This is a genomic window from Thioalkalivibrio thiocyanodenitrificans ARhD 1 (assembly GCF_000378965.1).
Taxonomy (GTDB): domain Bacteria; phylum Pseudomonadota; class Gammaproteobacteria; order Ectothiorhodospirales; family Ectothiorhodospiraceae; genus Thioalkalivibrio_A; species Thioalkalivibrio_A thiocyanodenitrificans.
Genome location: NZ_KB900536.1, coordinates 2,967,243 through 2,986,087, shown reverse-complemented (window position 1 = coordinate 2,986,087; position 18,845 = coordinate 2,967,243). Strand labels below are relative to the sequence as shown.

The window sequence follows — 18,845 nt, the reverse complement described above, 5'->3', positions numbered from 1 at the left end:
GCCTTAATGCGCTTCCCCACACACAGCTCGCCGCACATGACGCCGGCCCACAGCGTGGGCCGGATGATGCGTCGCGTGCTCTACGCGCTTGTCCCCGGCACACTGGCCATGACCTGGTATTTCGGCTGGGGCGTGCTGGTGAACGTGGCGCTGGCGGTCGCGCTCGCCGTGGGTTTCGAGGCGCTGATGCTGCTCGCCCGCAAGCGGCCGGTCATCCCGACCCTGGGTGACTACAGCGCGGTGGTCACGGGCTGGCTGTTCGCACTGGCCCTGCCGCCGCTCACGCCCTGGTGGGTGACACTGGTGGGTATCGGCTTCGCCATGGTGGTGGCCAAGCACCTGTACGGCGGCCTGGGTTACAACCCGTTCAACCCGGCCATGGTGGGCTACGTGGTGGTGCTGCTCTCGTTCCCGAGGGAGATGATCCAGTGGCTGCCCCCCCTGGCACTCACCGAGCCGGCCTTCAGCCCGGGCGAGGTGCTGACCGCCATCTTCCTCGGGCAACTGCCCGCCGGTGTCTCCTGGGATGCCATCACCACCGCCACACCGCTGGACCTCATGAAGACCGAGCTGTCCATGAACCGCACCATCAGCGAGATCCGGGAGCACCCCCTGTTCGGGGACTTTTCGGGACACGGCTGGGAGTGGATCGGCAACTGGTTCCTGCTGGGCGGATTGTGGCTGCTGTTCATGCGCGTGATCAGCTGGCAGATTCCGGCGGCCATGCTGGGTTCCCTCGCCGTCACGGCAGGCATGTTCTGGATCGTCGATCCGGACACCTTTGCATCACCGGCCTTCCACGTGTTCAGCGGCGCGGCGATCCTGGGCGCCTTCTTCATCGCCACCGATCCGGTCTCGGCCAGCACCACGCCCCGCGGGCGTCTGGTCTATGGCGCGGGCATCGGCGTGCTTCTGTACGTGATCCGCACCTGGGGCAACTACCCGGATGCCGTCGCCTTCGCGGTGCTGCTCATGAACATGGCCGCTCCCACCATCGACCATTACACCCAGCCCCGGGTGTTCGGACAGAAGCCGCCGCCCACGCGGCGCGACAACGGGCCGTAGCCGTGGTGCGCAACATCCTCATGTCCGGCGTGCTGCTGGCCCTGTTCGGCGTGGTCGGTGCGGGTCTGGTGGCGTTCGTGTTCCAGGGCACGGCGGATCGGATCGCCGCCAACGAAGAGGCCATCATGCTGTCCAGCCTGCACGCGATCCTGCAGCACGAGGCCTACGACAATGACATCCTGGAGGACGCCATCCCGCTGTCCGACGAGCTGCTGGGGGGAACGGACCTGATGGCCTACCGGGCCTACCTGGGAGACGAACCGGTGGCCGTGGTGTTCACGGTCATTGCCCCGGGCGGGTACAGCGGCCCCATTCGCCTGCTGGTGGGCGTGGAGGAGTACGGCGAGGTGGCCGGCGTGCGGGTGGTCGCCCACCGGGAGACCCCGGGCCTGGGCGACGATATCGAGGTGCAGCGCTCCGACTGGATCCTGGACTTCGACGGCCGCAGCCTGGCAAACCCGGCCTACAATCAGTGGGCCGTGCGCCGTGACGCCGGCGTCTTCGACCAGTTCACCGGCGCCACCATCACCGCCCGGGCCGTGGTGACAGCGGTGCGTGACACGCTGGTATACTTCGAGGCCCATCGCGACACCGTGTTCATGCGCGAAACGGCGGACGAGGAGGAATCCCCCCTTGAGTGACATCACCTACCGCGAGATCAACGCCAACGGCTTCTGGCACAACAACCCGGGGCTGGTGCAGCTCCTGGGCCTGTGTCCGCTGCTGGCCATCTCCGGAACGGTGATCAACGCCCTGGGCCTGGGGCTTGCCACCACGCTGACGCTGGTGGCCTCCAACGTGACCGTCTCCCTGATCCGCCACTGGGTGCGTCCCGAGATCCGCATCCCCGTGTTCGTGCTGATCATCGCCTCGGTGGTGACCGCCATTGAACTGGCCATGAACGCCTTTTTCCACGAGCTCTACCTGATCCTCGGGATCTTCATTCCGCTGATCGTCACCAACTGCGCCATCATCGGGCGGGCCGAGGCCTTCGCCTCCAAGCAGCCCATCCCCAAGGCGCTGGCCGACGGTCTGGCCATGGGCCTGGGCTTCACCTGCGTGCTGGTGGCCCTGGGCGCTCTGCGCGAGGTGGTGGGCCACGGCACCCTGCTGTCCGATGCCCATCTCATGTTCGGCGAGGCGGCGCGCGGCTTCAGCCTGACGCTCATTCGGGAATACCGGGGCTTTCTGCTGGCCCTGCTGCCCCCGGGCGCGTTCATCGCCCTGGGGCTGCTCATCGCCCTGAAGAACATCATCGACTCGGGGCTGGCGAAGCGCGCCGCCGTGCGCGCCCCGCAGCCGGCCGGGGCAGCGGGCTGAGAAGGCGCGGAAACAGGATGATGCGGGATACAGGAGACCGGCAGGATGTGGTTTGCCCGCCTGCGTCCCGTATCCGGTATCTGCGTTCACACCCATGAACGCTTCCAAGCGCCGCGAGATCTTCGAGCGCCTTCGCGCCGCGAACCCGCATCCCACCACGGAGCTGAACTACCGCACGCCCTTCGAGCTGCTGGTGGCGGTGGTGCTGTCGGCGCAGGCCACGGACAAGGGCGTCAACAAGGCCACGGCCAGTCTGTTTCCCGTGGCCGATACGCCGACGGCGATCCTGGACCTGGGGCTCGAAGGCCTGAAGGACCACATCCGGACCATTGGCCTCTACAACAGCAAGGCCGAGAACATCATCCGGACCTGCCGCATCCTCGTCGAACGGCACGGCGGTGAAGTGCCCCGGGACCGGGAGTCCCTGGAAGCCCTGCCCGGGGTGGGCCGCAAGACCGCCAACGTGATCCTCAACACCGCATTCGGCGAACCCACCATGGCCGTGGACACACACATCTTCCGGGTGGCCAACCGCACCGGGCTCGCCCCGGGCGGAACGCCGCTGGCCGTGGAAAAGAAACTGCTCAAGGTCATCCCCCTCGAATTCCTCAAGGACGCCCACCACTGGCTGATCCTGCACGGGCGCTACACCTGTACGGCGCGCAACCCCAAATGCCCGGACTGCATCATTTCGGATCTGTGTGAATACAAGGGAAAAACCGGGATACAGGAGGCGGGATCCGGGAGGCAGGGGAAGGCCGCGTCCAAAGCCTGATGGCCCCGGCAACGGGTTTCCCCTTGCAGCCGGCATCTTGTATCTTGTCTCTGCCCCCCCACCCTGCGATCCCGTGACAAACGCCCGATCCCCCGACCTCGCACAACTGCTCAGCCAATGCGCCCTCGGCAACCGGGCCGCCTTCGAACAGTTGTATCGCGCAACCTCGCCGAAACTGTTTGCCATCGCCGTGCGTATATTGAACAGCGAGGCCCTGGCCGAGGAGTGCCTGCAGGACGCCTACGTGAAGATCTGGCACCGGGCGGGGGATTACCGTCCCCACCTGGCCAGCCCGGTCACCTGGCTGGTGACCATCGTGCGCAACGGCGCCCTTGACACTCTGCGACGCAATCGCCGTCAGATTACGCTGCAGGACCCGGCACACCTGGAGTTCCTCATGGATGAGTGGAACACGGCACCCGGACCGGACGGCCTCGACAATGACAGCGACAGGCTCCGGGACTGTCTCGGCCAATTGAGCGATGATCAGCGCCGTTGTCTGGAGATCGCCTATTTTCAGGGCCTTAGCCACGCTGAAGTGGCGGAACTGACCCGCACGCCCCTGGGCACGGTCAAGACGTGGATCCGGCGGGGGTTGGAGCAACTGAGGAAGTGTCTGGACGTCTGAGAGGTCCCCGCCATGAACTATGACAACCCGGAACTGCGCCGGCGGCTCGCTGCCGAGTATGCGCTGGGCACCCTGCGCGGTGCGGCCCGGCGGCGTTTCGAGCGCCTGCTCGTCCGGGACCCGGACCTGCAGGCCCGGGTCGCCGCGTGGGAGGAACGTCTCGCCGGCATGGCCTGGACGGCGGCGCCCGAGGCCCGGGTGCCGGAGCGGATCTGGACGACCGTCTCCGGACGCGTCGAGGCTTCGGGCTCGACGGCCCGGCGGCACGGGCTCTGGAACAGCCTTGCCTTCTGGCGGGGCATGGGCTTTGCCGCCACGGCTGTCGCCCTCGTGCTGCTGGTGCTGCCCGTGGATCCGCCCACCCGGGCGCCGGACGCGATGCCCGAACGGGTGGCGATGATCGCCGAATCCGGCAGTGATGCCATGGGCTGGGTGGTGACAGCCGCCGCGGGCGGGCAACAGATCCGGGCACGGGCCCTGTCCCCGCCCGAGATGCCCGAGGGCGAGGTCTGCGTCCTGTGGCTGGTGTGGCCGGACGGCACGGTGCGTGCCGTGGGCGTCCTTCCGGAATACGGCCAGGCGACTCTCGCCATGCCGATTACGGATCGCCAGCCCTATCAGGCACAGGTGGCCGTGACCATCGAACGCGTCAGCGACATCCCCATGGATTCTCCGGCGGGGCCGAACGTCTATCGAGGCCCCTGGATGGAGCTCTGACTTCGGGAACGCGCAGCACCTGAATCCACCCGACGCGATGAAACGTATCATGCCCAGACTCGAAAGCCTCCCTGGCCCGGGTCTCACAAACCCAGACGAATGAGCAAGGAGAATCACCATGTCCAGCAATATTCGCAAGCCTCTCGGTGCCGCAGCCCTGGGCGCCCTGTTCGTCGGCTCAATGGCCGTCGCTCCCATGGCCTCTGCCGCCGAGAACCCCTTCAGCATGCAGAGCCTGTCCAGCGGCTACACCGTGGCCGACAAGCACGGCGGCGAAGGCCGCTGCGGTGAAGGCCGTTGCGGCGGCGCCTCGTCCGACAAGGACAAGGATGCCGAAGGCAAGTGCGGCGGTGACGCCTCGTCCGACAAGGACAAGGGTTCGGAAGGCAAGTGCGGTGAAGGCCGCTGCGGCAGCAACTGAGCGCACTCGCCACCCCGTTCCTCCCAACCATGTGCGGGCCGCGATCCGGATCGGATCGCGGCCTTTCCTTTTATGGGCGTTCGCAGATGCGGCCCAGGCTTGTATTTAACCGGTCGGTCAACTAGGATCCAGGCATGGCAACCTCACCCGACACGCGGCGGCGTCTGCTGGACAACGCCCGCTCCCTCATCCACCTGCGTGGCTACGGTGCGGTCGGCGTGGCGGAGATCTGTGCCCGGTCCGGGGTGCGAAAGGGCAGCTTCTATCACTTCTTTCCCAGCAAACAGGCCCTGACTCTGGCCATGCTGGAGGACCACTTTGAGATCTTCGAAGACCAACTGCTCGTTCCGGCCTTCGATCGCCGGACCCCCCCCATGGAACGCTTCGAGGCCTTTGTACGGCACCTCCACGACCACCAGGCGGGCACCGCGGCCGGCACCGGGCATCTGCCGGGATGCCCGTTCGGCAACCTGGGGCTGGAACTGGCCGCCCACGATGAACCCATCCGTATCAAGGTGGAGTCCCTCCTGCAGCGCATCCGTGGGTATTTCCAGGCTGCCCTGGAGGACGCCCTGGCCGAAGGCATCCTGACGGGGACGGATCCGCGCGCCACGGCCGAGGCGATGCTCGCCTACCTGGAGGGGGTGCTCCTGCTCGCCAGGACACGCAACGATGCACGCCTGATCCTGGAGCTGGGCCCCGCAGTGAGCGATATACGCATCCCCTCCCCTGCAGATTGACGTTTTTTTGGCCACCAACTTGACCGACCGGTCATCTTTGCCGTGAAGGAGATTACCACATGAACGCGACCACCCGATTCCCCTGCCACGACGATGCTTCCGCCCCCCGGGAGGCCGGCCCGGCGTTCGAGGCCAGTACCGCCAAGTTCGGCATGGTGCCGAACCTGATCCGCACCATGTGCACCTCCCCGCAACTGGCCGAGGGCTACCTGGCGCTGAGCACCCTGTTCGAGCAAACCAGCCTGTCGGTTGCCGAGCGCCACGTGGTGCTCCTCACGGTCAGTGCCGGTCATGAATGCCACTACTGCATGGCCGCCCACAGCATCACCGCCGACATGAACCAGGTGCCCGGCGAGATCACGGAGGCCCTGCGCGAGGGGCGCACCCTCGCGGACCGGCGGCTGGAGGCCCTGCGCCAGTTCACCCGGGCCATGGTGGAACAAAGGGGCTGGGTGGCACCCGACCGGGTGAACGATTTCCTCAACGCCGGCTTTACCCCGCAGCAGGCCCTGGAGGTTGTGCTTGGTATCGGCCTGAAGACCCTGAGCAACTACACCAATCATCTGGCGGACACGCCCCTGGACGAGGCCTTTGCGGGACGCGCATGGCAGGGACCCGGACAGGGGCGGTGAATCGCCATGGCGGCCGATGATCCCGCCTGCCCCGAACGCGACGTGCTGGCCTATCCGCCGCACATGCTTTACGTGGACGAGGCCCGGATCACCATCGGCGCACGCTACCGGCAGGTCTGGATGGACGGATTCGGCGCCCGGGGATGGAAGCTGAACAGCACCCTGGATGATCCGGAGATCATCGCCAGCACCCGGGAGACGGGAAGTACCATTGCCACGTCGGTATTTGTCCACGACGTCCTCGACCATCTGCTCAGCGGGTTCCGCCCCAGCGGTCACCGGGCCGAAGCGATGGCACTGACTCAGCTGAGGGGCCGCACCGGTTCCGATATCGACCCGGATTTCGAGCAGATGGCGCGGGAAGACCTGCTGGCGGGCCGGGTTCTGGGAGAACCCATGCACCGGTTTCTGGGGACCGGCCTGACCGGTCTGACGGATGCCGACCCGGAGGATCCGCGCGCGCTGGTCGATGACCTACGAGCGCGCCTGGGCGAGCACGAACTGGTACGCCGGCTCGTCTTGCGCTTCAGGGCATTGGGTGACAGTGGTCAGGATCATGCGTTGCGCAGCTGGAAGCGGCTGGGCCTGCCCCGTGCCCGGCGCGCACGGCTGGGGCTGGCCCTGCAGTACCTGCTGGAGCAGGCGGACCGGTATGCCGAAGCGCGTGAACTGCAACAGGCGGAAGCCCGCATCCTGATCCTGCCAAAGCACTGTTCCCTGGCACTGGCCACACCGGGCACCACCATCGAATTCTCCTCCGCTCTGTGACGTCGTGCATCCAACGCCGGATCCGACGCGTATCACTGGCACACGACCACCGGATCAAGAGGAGAGAACCCATGTGGCTGGCTGAAGTGGTACGACGTGCCTTCGAAGGGCTGGACCGCGCCGGGCAATGGCTGGCAACCCTGCCGATCCGGCTGTTGCTGGCCTTCGAGTTCGGCAACGCAGGCCTTGAAAAACTGCGGGGCGACAACTGGTTCGCACACATTCAGGATGACTTTCTCTTCCCCTTCAGCATCCTCCCCGTTGGGCTTTCCTGGTTCCTGGCCACCTGGACGGAGATCCTCGCCGCCATCGCGCTGGTCATCGGGCTGGGCACCCGCTTTGCCGTGATCTCCCTGATTATCCTGGACATCGTCGCCTGGCACAGCGTGCACGCCGGCAACGGCTACAACGTCTGCGACAACGGCTGGCTGCTGCCGCTGTTCTTTATGGTGATGCTGGTGACGCTGCTGTTCACGGGGCCGGGCAAACTGAGCGTCGATGCGCTGATAAAGGCAGGTACAAAGTACAAGATACAAGGGTAAAGGGACGGTCAAGGCCCCTTGTGCGTCTTACCTTGTGCCCTGTGCCTGCGCTTAACCCGGACGCCTGATGCATTCCGGTACTGGCAGGTTGGGCTGAGCGCAACGAAGCCCGACGAGCCGGGATCGACGAGCGACCGCGTTGGGGTTCACTGCGTTCACCCCAACCTACGACTGCTGAGCGCAGCGAAGCCCAACCTGAGACTGCATCCTGTCTCTGGCGGCTGGCCCTCAGGCCAGCCGCCTTACGCATTCCAGATAGGCCTGCTCATCAGGCATACGTCCGCCGCGCTGGGCCTCCCAGAGTGCCGTGCCGAGACATTCCATGATGGCGTGCTCGGCCTCGTGGGCACCGAGCTTGTGCACCGCACGCTGATAGGCCTCGGTAAAGCCCGTGGGGCGATCGGTACCCGCCTGCTCGCGGATGGCCAAGTGCATGCCCATGTGCAGAAAGGGGTTGGACCGCCCGCCCTCGGGGGTGAATTCGGCGGCGAGCGTCGCATCGGGACCCTCCAGCATGGGCTGGTACTCTGGGTGTTCGGCCACCAGCTCGGCGATCTGCCGCTCCAGTGGCTCCAGAGCGTCCCCTGACCGGCGCTTGCGCCAGGCCTCGGCGTACATGCGGCGGAGCTGTTCACGGGAGGCTTGCTCGTACATGGGATGAATGGGCAGGATTGACAGGATTGACGGAATGAACGCAAGCGTTGGGCACGTGGCTCGGTGTACCGACGGGCTTGCGCGGACAAGGGGACTGTAACGCAGAGACGCGGAGAACGCGGAGTTTTTTCTATGAGTGACTCCGCGCCCTCCGCGACTCTGCGTCCCCCTCGTTCAACTGGCGGATCAGAAGAAGAGCAGGCCCTGAATCCCCTCCGGAGCTTCTTGCGTACAATGAACTGAACCCACGACAATTCTCTAAGGATCATGCCGGACAACGAATCCAGAACCCGCTACGCGGTACACGGGGCCGGGCTCGGCCTGCGCCGGGATCTGATGGAGGACCTGGAAACCGCCGCGCCCGGGCGCGTGGATTTCATGGAGGTGGCTCCCGAAAACTGGATCGGCGTGGGCGGCCGGATGGGCCGGCAGTTCCGTGCCTTCACGGAACGCTTTCCCTTCGTCTGTCACGGCCTGTCCCTGTCCATCGGCAGCCCCGCCCCCCTGGACGAGGCGCTGCTTGCCGACATCCGCGCCTTTCTCGATGAACACGGCATCCGCCTGTACACGGAGCACTTGTCCTATTGCTCCGACGACGGGCATCTCTACGACCTGCTGCCCATCCCCTTCACGGAGGAGGCGGTGCATTACGTGGCCGAACGCGTGCGCCGGGCCCAGGATATCCTGGGGCGGCGCATCGCCCTGGAGAATGCATCCTACTACGCGGCCATCGGCGCCGAGATGAGCGAACTGGCGTTCGTCAACGCGGTCCTGTCCGAGGCCGACTGCGATCTCCTGCTGGACGTGAACAACATCTACGTCAACAGCGTGAACCACGGCTACGACCCGGCGGCCTTCCTCAAGGGACTGCCCGGTGAACGCATCGTGTACGCCCACGTGGCCGGCCATTACAACGAGGCGCAGGACCTGATCGTGGACACGCACGGGGCGGAGGTGATCAACCCGGTGTGGTCCCTGCTTGAGACTGCCTACGCCCACTTCGGCGTGTTCCCCACCCTGCTGGAACGGGATTTCAATTTCCCGCCGGTGGAAAAGCTGCTGGACGAGGTGGACACCATCCGCGGGCTGCAGGAACGGGCCGCGACCTCATGAACAGGGTACCGCGCTTTCAGCAGCTTCAGCATGCCCTCACCGCCCACCTGCGGGATCCGAAGGCCCATCCACCGCCGCACGGCGTCGAGGATCGGCGCATCGGAATCTACCGGGAGCTGATCTACAACAACGTGGAAGGGTTTCTCTCCCGCGGCTTCCCGGTGATCCGGGGTCTCCATGGGGATGCCGCCTGGCATGAGCTGGTGCGTGATTTCCTGCGCGGCCACCGGGCATCGACCCCCTACTTCCTGGAGATCGGCCGGGAGTTCGTGGCCTGGCTGCAGGATGGTCGCAATCCGCACGCCGGGGACCCGCCGTTCCTGGCGGAGCTGGCCCATTACGAGTACGCGGAAGTGGCCCTGACGGTGGCCGAAGCCCCGGCCGGGTGGCAGCCTCTGCCCGTCGACACGGACCTTCTGGAGGAGAAACCCCTGCTCTCACCCCTGGCCTGGCTGCTGGGCTACCGCTTTCCGGTACACCGCATCGGTCCCGGGAACCGCCCGGGCCAGGTCCCGGACACACCCACACACCTGATGATGCATCGCACGTCCGCGGATCGCATCGCCTTCCTGGAACTCAATCCGGTCACCGCCCGGCTGGTTCATCTCATTCAGCACAACGAACGTCGATCGGCGCGGGCATTGCTCGAAGACATCGCGACGGAACTGGGACATGACGACCCGGAGGCGGTCATTCGGGGCGGGCTCGAGATCCTCGGGGAACTCAGGGAGCGGGAGGTTTTGGGAAGGATGAAGGATGGAGGATGGAGGATGGAGGATGAATCGAAGGATAACGTAGGCCCGGCTTCGTCCCGAACTACAGTACGCTGAGGGGGATGGTGGCTGCATTCCCACCTCCCCGTTCTCACTTCCCGTTTCCAAACAGCCTCTGCCACCAGCGCCTGCGGCTGCCGGTCTGGGGCAATGCATGGGGCAGGTCCACCGGCGGCGCAAGCGACAGGGTCCAGCCGGGCAGGATCCGCAGCGCGCCGCTCCCACAGCTGCTGCCCAGGTGGTTCGGGTCGTAGATCTTCACGAAGCGTGGTGAGTCCGGGTTGTCCACGTAGACCACGCCGCAATAGTCCTCGTCATGGTCCTCGCGCAGCAGGACGTCCATCTCGGAAACGAATCGCCGCAGCGCCTGCGCCGTTGCCGGCGTATCGGGAGGCGGCTCGCCCACGGCATAGACGTACCAGCCGTCACCGGCCCGCGCCAGAAGGCGGGCCCAGAGCCCATCCAGCTGTGGCCAGCGCAGGATACCGTGAAAACCGCCGCCGAACGCGACGAGATAATCCGTGCCCCGGTTCAAAAAGTACGACCGTCCAGCACCGCCTCGACCCAGCGCCGCACGCGCGCCATGCCTTCGGTCAGCATGCCGTGGTCGCCATACGCGTGGGCCAGCAGGGTCACGCCCTGGCTGCGGGTCTGGATCTCGCGGGCCAACTCCGGTGCATCGGCCTGCCCCATGGCCTCCAGCTGAGCGGCAATCCAGTCGCGGATGATCTCCAGCAGGGCCTGCGCGCGTGCACGCAGCGGGTGACCGGTCTTGCAGAGTTCCGCGCTCAGGGTCCCCATGGGGCAGCCATAGCGCACGATGTCATCCTCTCCCGCACACAGGCCCTGGAGCAGTGCCATGAGCCGAGGACGGGGTTCATCGTAGGTGCGGTTCAGGTTATCGAGAAGCGCCTTCAGGCAACTGCGCCGCCACTCGATCACGCCTTCCAGGAGCGCATCCTTCGTCTTGAAGTAGTAATAGAAGTTGCCCTTGGGTACACCGGCCACCTCGGCGATGTCACTGAAGGAAGTGGCCTGAAATCCCCGCTCGTAGAACAGGCGGTCGGCCGCGGCGACGATCCGTTCCCGGTTCTCCGCGCCACGGCCGACCGCCTCGGGGGGCATACTCTTGGCAAGTTGTTCAGTCATCAGATGAATAGAGTGATATCCGATTCGCCGGCAAACTCGAAGAAGGTGGCGGCGCCTCCGTACTCGATGCCATCGATGAACTCGGAGGTGGGCATATCGAACAGATCCACCGTCATCTGGCAGGCGATCATCTTCACGTCCGCTTCCAGACAAAGCGCCCGCAGATCCTCGAGGCTGGCGACACCCTTGGAGGCCATTTTCTTCTTCATCATCATGGTCATCATGCTCTGCATGCCCGGCAGGGCCTGAAGCAGCACCGGCATGGGCATGGGCATGGGCATCCCGGGATTACCCAGGGACGTGACCTTCACGTCCATGTTCTTCTTGAGCAACTGCAGACCGTAGAAGGTGAAGAATACCTGAACCTGGTAGCCGAGTGCAGCCGCCGTGGAGGCCAGGATGAAAGGGGGATAGCCCCAGTCCAGCGAACCCTTGGTGGCGATGATGGCCAGTTTCTTCTCAGACATGAGTGACTCCTGCTTGAGTGGATGATCCCTCTCTAAGCGGAGGGATTGTCTAATACCCCTCGCGATCCGGGGAAGTCACTGACTATAGTCAACCGTCTGACTTTTTCAAAGAAGTTTCGTGGCCATGGGGCTCAGGCCTCCGGGGCGGCCGGCCACAGCCAGGCGGCGCCCCGAACACCGCTGGAATCTCCGTGCCGGGCCGGAAGAATTCTCGTATCTACTTGATCTGAAAATATATATTGCCCCCATCTTTCGGGCACACCGGCATACAGACCGGGGATGGCGGACACCCCGCCCGCCAGCACGATCACCTGGGGGTCCAGGATATTGACCACATGGGCAAGCCCACGCGCCAGGCGGTCCTCGTGGCGCGAAAGCGTGGCCGCGCAATCTCTGTCCCCGCCGAGCGCGCGGGCCGCGATGGTGCGCACATCCAGGGTCTGGCCGGTCATGCGCCGGTGATCGGCGGCCAGGCCGGATCCGGACAGCCAGGTTTCCAGACACCCGCGACGGCCGCAGTAGCATTCGGGGCCCGGATGCTCATCCTCCCGGGACCAGGGCAACGGGTTGTGACCCCACTCGCCCGCGATGGCGTTGGCCCCGGTGAGCAGCCGGCCGTCCACGACGAGCCCCGCCCCGGTGCCGGTACCGAGGATCACGGCGAACACCACCGCCGCGCCGGCGCCCGCGCCGTCGGTGGCCTCGGACAGGGCCAGACAGTTGGCGTCATTTGCGATGCGCACCGGCCGGTCCAGGCGCGCCTCCAGATCCTCGCGCAGCGGCCGGCCGTTGAGCCACACGGAATTGCAGTTCTTCATGCGCCCGGTGCGCGCCGAGACGGCCCCCGGCGTGCCCACGCCCACGGTGGCGCTCGTGCCCAGTTCCGCTTCCGCCTCGCGTACCAGGGAGGCGACGGTGGACAGCGTGCCTTCGTAGTCGTCCCGCGGCGTCGGCACGCGGCGCCGAAGCCGCACCTGCCCGTGTTCATCCAGAACGATGATCTCGGTCTTGGTGCCCCCCAGGTCGATGCCGATCCGGTACATGTTTCCGGCTGCTCCGATCACCGGTGATACGCGCAGCGCGGATACGGAACGCAGGGGGAGCGGACGCGCAGGCAATGCGGCGTCTGCTTCAGGGACTCTCCCTGCCCGCCTGGCACCTCGACGCCTTCAGCATTCAGGACCGGCACTGTCTCAGACGCAACGCACCGGTCCACCAGGTGCATCATTCTCACCTCCCGATTCCTGCTTTTCCCTTTGGAACGGCCGGCGCCGTTTACAGGCCGCCCCCGGCCGAGAGGGTCAGCATGACAAATCGCCCGCGCGCGGGATAGCCCGCGGCGGTCTCGTAATCCCGGTCCAGCAGATTCTCCACCGTGCCCCGCAGCATCCAGATGCCACTCAGGCGATGGCCGGCGGACAGGTTCAGCAGACCATAGCCGGAGAGCGTCTCATCGCTGAAGCTCGAATCCTTGCGTCCGCCCACGGCCACCACCTGCGCCTGGTAGTCCGAGCGGCCCTGATCGTAGGCCAGGGTGAACGCGGCCCGTTCCCGGGCCCGGCGCGGCAGGCGCTCGTCGCGCGTCTCGTTGCGCGGCGTCTGCCAGAGAAGCTCCGCACGGCTGCGCCAGGGCCCGGCACGGTGGTCCACGGATACCTCCAGTCCGGTGATGCGCGCCCGCTCCACGTTCTCCATCCGCGTACCGTCAAAGATGATCAGATCGCGGATGCGGTTCTCGAACACGACAGCCCGCCACCGCGTGCCCGGGGCCGGCTGAAAACGCACGCCCGCTTCCACGCTGCGCGAGGTTTCGGGGCGCAGGTCCGGGTTGCCGCCGAAGCCGAAACGGTCGGTGTTGTCCGGCGCGCGGTAGGCGGTACCCGCGCCCGCGGTGAGACGCCACCGGGATGACAGCCGGTACCCGTAGTCCAGATTCCCCGTGGTGCGGCTGCCGAAGGCGTCGTGGTCGGTGACGCGCAAGGCGCCGATCACCCGGTGCGGCCCCGCTTCCAGATCATGCTGGACGAAGCCGGAGCGCACGTGATTGCGTTCGTCGATACGGGTGCCGAAGGACAGGGCATTCACCTCCTCGCGTTCCCAGCCGATCCCCAGTGTCAACAACTGGTTGGGGGCGATGGCGTGATCATGCTGCCATTCCACGCCGGTGCGGGTCGTGTGGGCATGGTCCAGGTCGCCAAGGAAGTTCTCGTCATTCTGGTCGATCCGGCTGCGATGATAGGTCACCCGCAGCCGGCCCGAGGAAGGGCCGTGGGTCCCGTAACGTCCCGTGAGCGCCGTGACCCGATCCAGGAAATCCTGGCTCAGGTCGCCAAAGCTCCAGTACTCGGTACGCCCTTCAGCCTGCCAGTGGTTCAGATCCACGTCCCAGGCCCCCAGATCGACGCCGGCATGGGCGTTGAACGAGGTGTTGCGATGACCGTGATCGGTCTCGGCATCGGAGACCACCGGATAGCCGTCGGCCTCGAAGTGACTCACCGACACTCCACCCCGCCACGGTCCCTGCGCCCCGCCAACGGAGGCGCGCCCGCTGCGGGCGCCATGGTTTCCGGCACCGGCGGACGCCTCCCAGCGCCCCCCTTCCGGCGGCTCGCGGGTGATGACGTTGATCCCCCCGCCGATGGCATCGGAGCCGTACAGGGCCGAGCGCGGACCGCGCACCACCTCGATGCGCTCGACGTGGGCCGGATCGATGTTCTGCAGCGCAGCCAGCCCGATGGTGCCGGGGTTGATGCGCACGCCATCCACCAGCACCAGCGTGTGACTGCTGTTGGCACCGCGAATGAAGGTGGACACCGGCTGACCGAAGCCCCCGTTGCGTGCCACGTCGATATTGGCATGGGTATTCAGCAGATCCGCCACATCCACCGCCGGCGTCCGCTCGATGTCCTCGCGCGTGATGATGGTCACCGGCGCCAGGGTCTCGTCCGCCGTCACGGCCGTTCGGGTGGCCGTGGTCACGATGATGGGGTCCAGGACATCGGCACCATGGGCGGGCATGGCCGCCGCGTGTGCCGACAGGATCAGGCCCAGTCCGGCGAGAGACCGGGATCGAAAAGAAATATGTCGCATGGTTGCCCTCCGCAAGCCACTGAAGATGGCCGGGCGGGCATGACGGGCGGGCGGGCGCCACGCATCAGCGTACGCCGGAATCCGCCAGACGGCCCACCGCAGTCCGGTTGCAACCCGTCAGGCCGGTCTCCGGGCTTGGGGAGTATCGAGCGCATCGATCCCGCGAAACACCTTCCCACGCCCAGGGCGCAGTGGCGCTCGTTTCGCGGGGTCATGGAGCAGGCTTCCGCTCCATGACCCTCCCATCACCGTTGCGGGGGCAGCGCAGGCCTCTCACCTGCTTCCCGTTTCATTCCGCGCCCGGCATTTTCGGGGCGGAACACCTGATGGGTCATGGTTGCCGGCCGGAGGCCGGCGTCTTATGCATTCACGCAGCGTGAATGGCCGGGCATGGTAACGGTTTCGGAGTGCAGAGTGAAGTGTGAACGGGCTCCCGCTTCATCGAAATCACACCAGGGCTAAACAGGGTTGTCACAGAGACCCACCAGACTTCCCGGCTGCAATGCAACCCCATCCTGACCCAGGAAGAAGGAGCCCACCATGAAAGACAAGACACAACTGCTTCACGCCACCGATGGCGACGAGATCCCGAGCAATACCTCCGGCAACCCCACCTTCGCCAGCATACTGGAGAAGCGTGTCTCCCGGCGCGATGTGATGCGTGGCGGTATCGCCGCGGCCATGGCGGGCGTGTTCGCCTCCGCCGGCGCCGGTGCCCTGGCTGCCCCCGGCTTCCTGCCGCCCCGGGCCCAGGGCCGACCCCCTTTCGGCCTGAAGGGCGAACTGGGTTTCACTCCCGTACCCGTGTCCATCGCAGACACCACCGTGGTGCCCGCCGGCTACACCGCCAGGCCCTTCCTGCCCTGGGGCACACCCATCTGCGGCGACTACCCCTCCTACGTGGACGGCGGGCTGAACACCGGCGCCGACCAGGAATGCCAGATCGGCATGAACCATGACGGCATCCACTTCTTCCCCCTGGGCAGCGGTGACGAGGCCAACCTCCATGGCCTGATCTGCATGAACCACGAATACATCGACCAGCCCAAGCTGCATCCCAACGGCGCCACCATCGTGGGGGGTGCCCGCGTAATCGAGGACGAGGTGCGCAAGGAAGTGGCCGCACACGGCGTGTCCGTGGTGCAAGTGCGCGAAGTGGCCCACGGCGAGTGGGAAGTGGTGAAGGGCGAGTACAACCGCCGCATCACCGCCGGCACCCCCATGGAGATCAGCGGCCCGGTGCGCGGCTCCGACCTGGTGAAGACCAGGTACAGCCCCGACGGCACCATGACCCGCGGTACCCTCAACAACTGCGCCCACGGCTTCACCCCCTGGGGCACCTACCTCACCTGCGAGGAGAACTGGGCCGGCTACTTCGCCTATCGCAGCGGCGAGCGTCCTCGCGAACTGGCCCGCTACGGTGTGCCCACCGGCAACACCCGCTACCGCTGGGACACCGTCACCCACATCGACGCGTATGCCCGCTTCGACGCCTCCGTGAAGGGCCTGTCCGCCACGGAGGACTATCGCAACGAGCCCAACGGCCAGGGCTGGATCGTGGAGATCGACCCCTTCGATCCCGAGAGCACCCCGGTCAAGCGCACCGCCCTGGGCCGCTTTGCCCACGAGGGCGTGGTGTTCGCTCCGGCGCAGAACGGTCAGCCCCTGACCTTCTATTCCGGTGACGATGCCCGCAACGAGTACATCTACAAGTTCGTCACCGAGGGCCGCTACCAGCCCAGCCGGACCAGGGGCGACATCCTGGACAGGGGCACGCTGTTTGTTGCCGTGTTTCACGATGACGGCACCGGCGAATGGCGCGCCCTGGACATCCGCGACAAGGCCTTCCGCGATGCGGCAGCCGCCGCCGGCGTGGACTTCAGGGACCAGGCCGACGTGCTGGTGAACACACGTCTGGCCGCCGACGTGGTGGGTGCCACCAAGATGGACCGGCCCGAGTGGGGCGCCGTGCACCCTCAGACCAACGAGGTCTATTTCGCCCTGACGAACAACTCCACCCGGGGCGGGGCGAGCAACCCGGTGGATGCGGCCAACCCCCGCGCCAACAGTGACTTCGGCCACATCATCCGCTGGCGCGAGCAGGGCAACCGCCCCTGGGCGCTGCGTTTCGAGTGGGACATCTTCGTCCTTGGCGGTCCCACCGACGACAGTCGCAAGCTCGACGGCGAGCCTTTGGATGAGACCAACATGTTCGCCAGTCCGGACGGCCTGTGGATCGACCACAACGGGGTGCTCTGGATCCAGACGGACATGGGCGGCAGCCAGCAACGTGCCGAGCAGGGCCGCTTCGGCAACAACCAGATGCTCGCCGCCAATCCCTACACGGGTGAGATCCGTCGCTTCTTCGTCGGTCCCCTGGGCCAGGAGGTGACCGGCTGCATCTCCACGCCGGACAACCGCACACTGTTCATCAACATCCAGCACCCGGGCGAGAGCGGCGAGATCTTCCCCCAGGTGGCCTCCAACTGGCCCGACGGCGGCAACGCCCGCGCCCGCTCCGCCACGGTGATCATCACCAGGGACGACGGCGGCGTGGTCGGCACGTGATCAAGGAGCGAAACCGGGGGCAGGGACGCCCCACCTTTTCAGTCTCCTCCTGCTCTGGCCCGCCTCGCGCGGGCCTTTTTTCTTCTGGCGGTCAACCGACTAAGACGAGCGGGCTGCACCGGGACCCGGCCCCACCGCCCTGGTGCAATGTCCGGGTTAAACGCCTTCGTCATCGATCCGTCACCCGGCTGAAAAGTTCGTCAGGCACAGTGCCCGCATGGACGGCTCCGCCATGAACCTTTCCAATGATCTGCCGGCCGCCGCCGGCGGTGGCCTCGCTCGTCTGCGCATATCGGTCGTGACCGAGACATGGCCGCCGGAGGTCAATGGCGTGGCAATGACGATCCATCGCATGGTGGAGGGGCTGAGCGCGCACCATGACGTCACTCTGATACGGTTACGCCAGGGAGGCGTCGATAGGGGCGTCGGGATCGACGGGGTCGATACCCTCGTCCTGCGCGGCATGCCACTGCCGCGCTACCACGAGCTGCGCATGGGACTGCCCTGTACCGGCCTGCTGAAGAGGCGCTGGCGGCGGGAACGTCCGGATGTGGTGCACATCGTCACCGAGGGTCCGCTGGGATGGTCGGCCGTTCGTGCGGCCGGGGCACTGAACATCCCGGTAGTGAGCGACTTCCACACCAACTTTCATCAGTACACGGCCCATTACGGCCTGGGTCCGCTCATGCCCGTGGCCCTGCGCTACCTGCGCACCCTGCACAACCGGACCCGGCTGACACTGGTTCCGACCCGCTCACTCGTGATCGAACTGGAACGCCAGGGTTTTCGGCGGCTGGAGGTACTGGCGCGCGGGATCGATACCGATCAGTTCCATCCCCGTCATCGCCGGGCCGACCTGCGCGAGGCATGGGGCGCCGGCGCGGACGACCGGGTCATGCTCATGGTCAGCCGTGTCGCACCGGAGAAGAACCTGCCGCTTGCCCTCAGGGCCTACGAGCATGCCCGTGAACAGGTTCCCGGCGCGCGCATGGTGGTGGTGGGGGACGGTCCGGCCCGAAGGGACCTCGCCGCCGCCCACCCCGAGGTGCATTTTGCGGGGATGCAGACGGGCGCGGCCCTCGCCGAGCACTATGCCTCGGCCGATATCTTCCTGTTCCCCAGCCTGAGCGAAACCTTCGGTAACGTCACGCTCGAGGCCATGGCCAGCGGCCTGGCGGTGCTGGCGTTCGATTATGCAGCCGCGCGCGAGCACATCGTTGACGGCCGCAACGGCCGCACGGTGGCCTGTTCTGACAGCGAGGGATTTGTCAGGACATCCACCGAACTGGCGGCGGATCGCGCGCAGGCCGCCCGGCTCGCCGCTGCCGCGCGCGAAACGACCCTTGAGCTCGACTGGTCCAGGATCTGCCGGCGCCACGAGCAAATACTCCAACGGCTGTGCCAGGAACCCGCAGGAGGCTGA

The 18,845-nt window shown here is 66.2% G+C and carries 21 protein-coding genes and 1 riboswitch; of the genes, 15 read left to right on the top strand and 6 right to left on the bottom strand.

The window, feature by feature from the left end:
- The first annotated feature begins 6 nt into the window (after positions 1-6).
- The 11 genes from rsxD (at position 7) to THITHI_RS0114050 (ending at position 7,608) form a co-directional block, all read left to right on the top strand.
- The gene (gene rsxD, locus THITHI_RS0114100) at positions 7-1,065 is read left to right on the top strand and encodes an electron transport complex subunit RsxD (RefSeq protein ID WP_026186363.1); all 1,059 of its coding nucleotides are present in this window, start codon (positions 7-9) and stop codon (positions 1,063-1,065) included.
- Between the two features lie 2 nt (positions 1,066-1,067).
- A complete protein-coding gene (gene rsxG, locus THITHI_RS0114095; RefSeq protein ID WP_018233756.1) occupies positions 1,068-1,706 on the top strand; it encodes an electron transport complex subunit RsxG in 639 nt (212 codons plus the stop codon).
- Positions 1,699-2,385: an electron transport complex subunit E gene (locus THITHI_RS0114090; protein WP_018233755.1), complete on the top strand. Its 687-nt coding sequence runs from the start codon at positions 1,699-1,701 to the stop codon at positions 2,383-2,385. The genes rsxG and THITHI_RS0114090 overlap by 8 nt, the downstream gene beginning before the upstream one ends.
- 94 nt (positions 2,386-2,479) lie before the next feature.
- A complete protein-coding gene (gene nth, locus THITHI_RS0114085) occupies positions 2,480-3,160 on the top strand; it encodes an endonuclease III (RefSeq protein WP_018233754.1) in 681 nt (226 codons plus the stop codon).
- 73 nt (positions 3,161-3,233) lie between these two features.
- A complete protein-coding gene (locus tag THITHI_RS0114080) occupies positions 3,234-3,788 on the top strand; it encodes a sigma-70 family RNA polymerase sigma factor (RefSeq protein ID WP_018233753.1) in 555 nt (184 codons plus the stop codon).
- A 12-nt stretch (positions 3,789-3,800) separates the two neighbouring features.
- Positions 3,801-4,505, top strand: a complete 705-nt coding sequence (locus tag THITHI_RS0114075) for an anti-sigma factor (RefSeq protein WP_018233752.1) — start codon at positions 3,801-3,803, stop codon at positions 4,503-4,505.
- Between the two features lie 118 nt (positions 4,506-4,623).
- Positions 4,624-4,926 carry an HvfA family oxazolone/thioamide-modified RiPP metallophore gene (locus THITHI_RS0114070; RefSeq protein ID WP_018233751.1) on the top strand — a complete coding sequence of 101 codons (303 nt, stop codon included), beginning with the start codon at positions 4,624-4,626 and terminating at the stop codon, positions 4,924-4,926.
- A 134-nt stretch (positions 4,927-5,060) separates the two neighbouring features.
- Positions 5,061-5,666, top strand: coding sequence for a TetR/AcrR family transcriptional regulator (locus THITHI_RS0114065; protein ID WP_018233750.1), 606 nt, complete (start codon positions 5,061-5,063; stop codon positions 5,664-5,666).
- Positions 5,667-5,725: 59 nt separating this feature from the next.
- The gene (locus tag THITHI_RS0114060; protein WP_018233749.1) at positions 5,726-6,298 is read left to right on the top strand and encodes a carboxymuconolactone decarboxylase family protein; all 573 of its coding nucleotides are present in this window, start codon (positions 5,726-5,728) and stop codon (positions 6,296-6,298) included.
- Between the two features lie 6 nt (positions 6,299-6,304).
- On the top strand, positions 6,305-7,066 hold the full coding sequence (locus THITHI_RS0114055; RefSeq protein WP_018233748.1) for a hypothetical protein: 762 nt from the start codon (positions 6,305-6,307) through the stop codon (positions 7,064-7,066).
- 71 nt (positions 7,067-7,137) lie between these two features.
- Positions 7,138-7,608 carry an HvfX family Cu-binding RiPP maturation protein gene (locus THITHI_RS0114050; protein WP_018233747.1) on the top strand — a complete coding sequence of 157 codons (471 nt, stop codon included), beginning with the start codon at positions 7,138-7,140 and terminating at the stop codon, positions 7,606-7,608.
- Between the two features lie 228 nt (positions 7,609-7,836).
- Here THITHI_RS0114050 and THITHI_RS0114045 read toward each other — a convergent pair whose 3' ends face one another.
- Complete coding sequence (locus THITHI_RS0114045) at positions 7,837-8,262, bottom strand: DUF1841 family protein (RefSeq protein ID WP_026186361.1); 426 nt, start codon at positions 8,260-8,262, stop codon at positions 7,837-7,839.
- Between the two features lie 267 nt (positions 8,263-8,529).
- On the opposite strand from THITHI_RS0114045, the gene THITHI_RS0114040 reads away from it, so the two are divergent.
- Positions 8,530-9,375: an HvfB family MNIO-type RiPP peptide maturase gene (locus THITHI_RS0114040; protein ID WP_018233745.1), complete on the top strand. Its 846-nt coding sequence runs from the start codon at positions 8,530-8,532 to the stop codon at positions 9,373-9,375.
- Complete coding sequence (locus THITHI_RS0114035; RefSeq protein WP_018233744.1) at positions 9,372-10,205, top strand: HvfC family RiPP maturation protein; 834 nt, start codon at positions 9,372-9,374, stop codon at positions 10,203-10,205. The genes THITHI_RS0114040 and THITHI_RS0114035 overlap by 4 nt, the downstream gene beginning before the upstream one ends.
- A gap of 34 nt (positions 10,206-10,239) precedes the next feature.
- Here the strand turns inward: THITHI_RS0114035 and THITHI_RS0114030 are convergent, their stop codons facing one another.
- From THITHI_RS0114030 to THITHI_RS0114010, 5 genes are all read right to left on the bottom strand, one after another.
- On the bottom strand, positions 10,240-10,683 hold the full coding sequence (locus THITHI_RS0114030; protein WP_018233743.1) for a hypothetical protein: 444 nt from the start codon (positions 10,681-10,683) through the stop codon (positions 10,240-10,242).
- Positions 10,680-11,297 (bottom strand): TetR/AcrR family transcriptional regulator, encoded by a 618-nt coding sequence (locus tag THITHI_RS0114025; protein WP_026186360.1) that lies wholly within the window; start codon positions 11,295-11,297, stop codon positions 10,680-10,682. Before THITHI_RS0114025 ends, THITHI_RS0114030 begins: the two co-directional genes overlap by 4 nt.
- The gene (gene dsrE2, locus THITHI_RS0114020) at positions 11,297-11,764 is read right to left on the bottom strand and encodes a sulfur carrier protein DsrE2 (RefSeq protein WP_018233741.1); all 468 of its coding nucleotides are present in this window, start codon (positions 11,762-11,764) and stop codon (positions 11,297-11,299) included. Before dsrE2 ends, THITHI_RS0114025 begins: the two co-directional genes overlap by 1 nt.
- A 131-nt stretch (positions 11,765-11,895) precedes the next feature.
- A complete protein-coding gene (locus THITHI_RS0114015; RefSeq protein WP_018233740.1) occupies positions 11,896-12,807 on the bottom strand; it encodes an ROK family protein in 912 nt (303 codons plus the stop codon).
- Between the two features lie 232 nt (positions 12,808-13,039).
- On the bottom strand, positions 13,040-14,854 hold the full coding sequence (locus THITHI_RS0114010) for a TonB-dependent receptor domain-containing protein (RefSeq protein ID WP_018233739.1): 1,815 nt from the start codon (positions 14,852-14,854) through the stop codon (positions 13,040-13,042).
- A 103-nt stretch (positions 14,855-14,957) separates the two neighbouring features.
- Positions 14,958-15,196: riboswitch (cobalamin riboswitch) on the bottom strand.
- Positions 15,197-15,394: 198 nt separating this feature from the next.
- On the opposite strand from THITHI_RS0114010, the gene THITHI_RS0114005 reads away from it, so the two are divergent.
- Together THITHI_RS0114005 and THITHI_RS0114000 are read left to right on the top strand one after the other, a co-directional pair.
- The gene (locus THITHI_RS0114005; protein ID WP_018233738.1) at positions 15,395-17,422 is read left to right on the top strand and encodes a PhoX family protein; all 2,028 of its coding nucleotides are present in this window, start codon (positions 15,395-15,397) and stop codon (positions 17,420-17,422) included.
- A gap of 232 nt (positions 17,423-17,654) precedes the next feature.
- Positions 17,655-18,845 (top strand): glycosyltransferase family 4 protein, encoded by a 1,191-nt coding sequence (locus tag THITHI_RS0114000; RefSeq protein WP_051080001.1) that lies wholly within the window; start codon positions 17,655-17,657, stop codon positions 18,843-18,845.

Coding starts and splice junctions, on each gene's coding strand:
- rsxD (WP_026186363.1), top strand. CDS start 7: ATGCGCTTCCCCACACACAGCTCGCCGCACATGACGCCGGCCCACAGC.
- nth (WP_018233754.1), top strand. CDS start 2,480: ATGAACGCTTCCAAGCGCCGCGAGATCTTCGAGCGCCTTCGCGCCGCG.
- THITHI_RS0114075 (WP_018233752.1), top strand. CDS start 3,801: ATGAACTATGACAACCCGGAACTGCGCCGGCGGCTCGCTGCCGAGTAT.
- THITHI_RS0114070 (WP_018233751.1), top strand. CDS start 4,624: ATGTCCAGCAATATTCGCAAGCCTCTCGGTGCCGCAGCCCTGGGCGCC.
- THITHI_RS0114065 (WP_018233750.1), top strand. CDS start 5,061: ATGGCAACCTCACCCGACACGCGGCGGCGTCTGCTGGACAACGCCCGC.
- THITHI_RS0114060 (WP_018233749.1), top strand. CDS start 5,726: ATGAACGCGACCACCCGATTCCCCTGCCACGACGATGCTTCCGCCCCC.
- THITHI_RS0114055 (WP_018233748.1), top strand. CDS start 6,305: ATGGCGGCCGATGATCCCGCCTGCCCCGAACGCGACGTGCTGGCCTAT.
- THITHI_RS0114050 (WP_018233747.1), top strand. CDS start 7,138: ATGTGGCTGGCTGAAGTGGTACGACGTGCCTTCGAAGGGCTGGACCGC.
- THITHI_RS0114045 (WP_026186361.1), bottom strand. CDS start 8,262: ATGTACGAGCAAGCCTCCCGTGAACAGCTCCGCCGCATGTACGCCGAG.
- THITHI_RS0114040 (WP_018233745.1), top strand. CDS start 8,530: ATGCCGGACAACGAATCCAGAACCCGCTACGCGGTACACGGGGCCGGG.
- THITHI_RS0114035 (WP_018233744.1), top strand. CDS start 9,372: ATGAACAGGGTACCGCGCTTTCAGCAGCTTCAGCATGCCCTCACCGCC.
- THITHI_RS0114025 (WP_026186360.1), bottom strand. CDS start 11,297: ATGACTGAACAACTTGCCAAGAGTATGCCCCCCGAGGCGGTCGGCCGT.
- dsrE2 (WP_018233741.1), bottom strand. CDS start 11,764: ATGTCTGAGAAGAAACTGGCCATCATCGCCACCAAGGGTTCGCTGGAC.
- THITHI_RS0114015 (WP_018233740.1), bottom strand. CDS start 12,807: ATGTACCGGATCGGCATCGACCTGGGGGGCACCAAGACCGAGATCATC.
- THITHI_RS0114010 (WP_018233739.1), bottom strand. CDS start 14,854: ATGCGACATATTTCTTTTCGATCCCGGTCTCTCGCCGGACTGGGCCTG.
- THITHI_RS0114005 (WP_018233738.1), top strand. CDS start 15,395: ATGAAAGACAAGACACAACTGCTTCACGCCACCGATGGCGACGAGATC.
- THITHI_RS0114000 (WP_051080001.1), top strand. CDS start 17,655: ATGAACCTTTCCAATGATCTGCCGGCCGCCGCCGGCGGTGGCCTCGCT.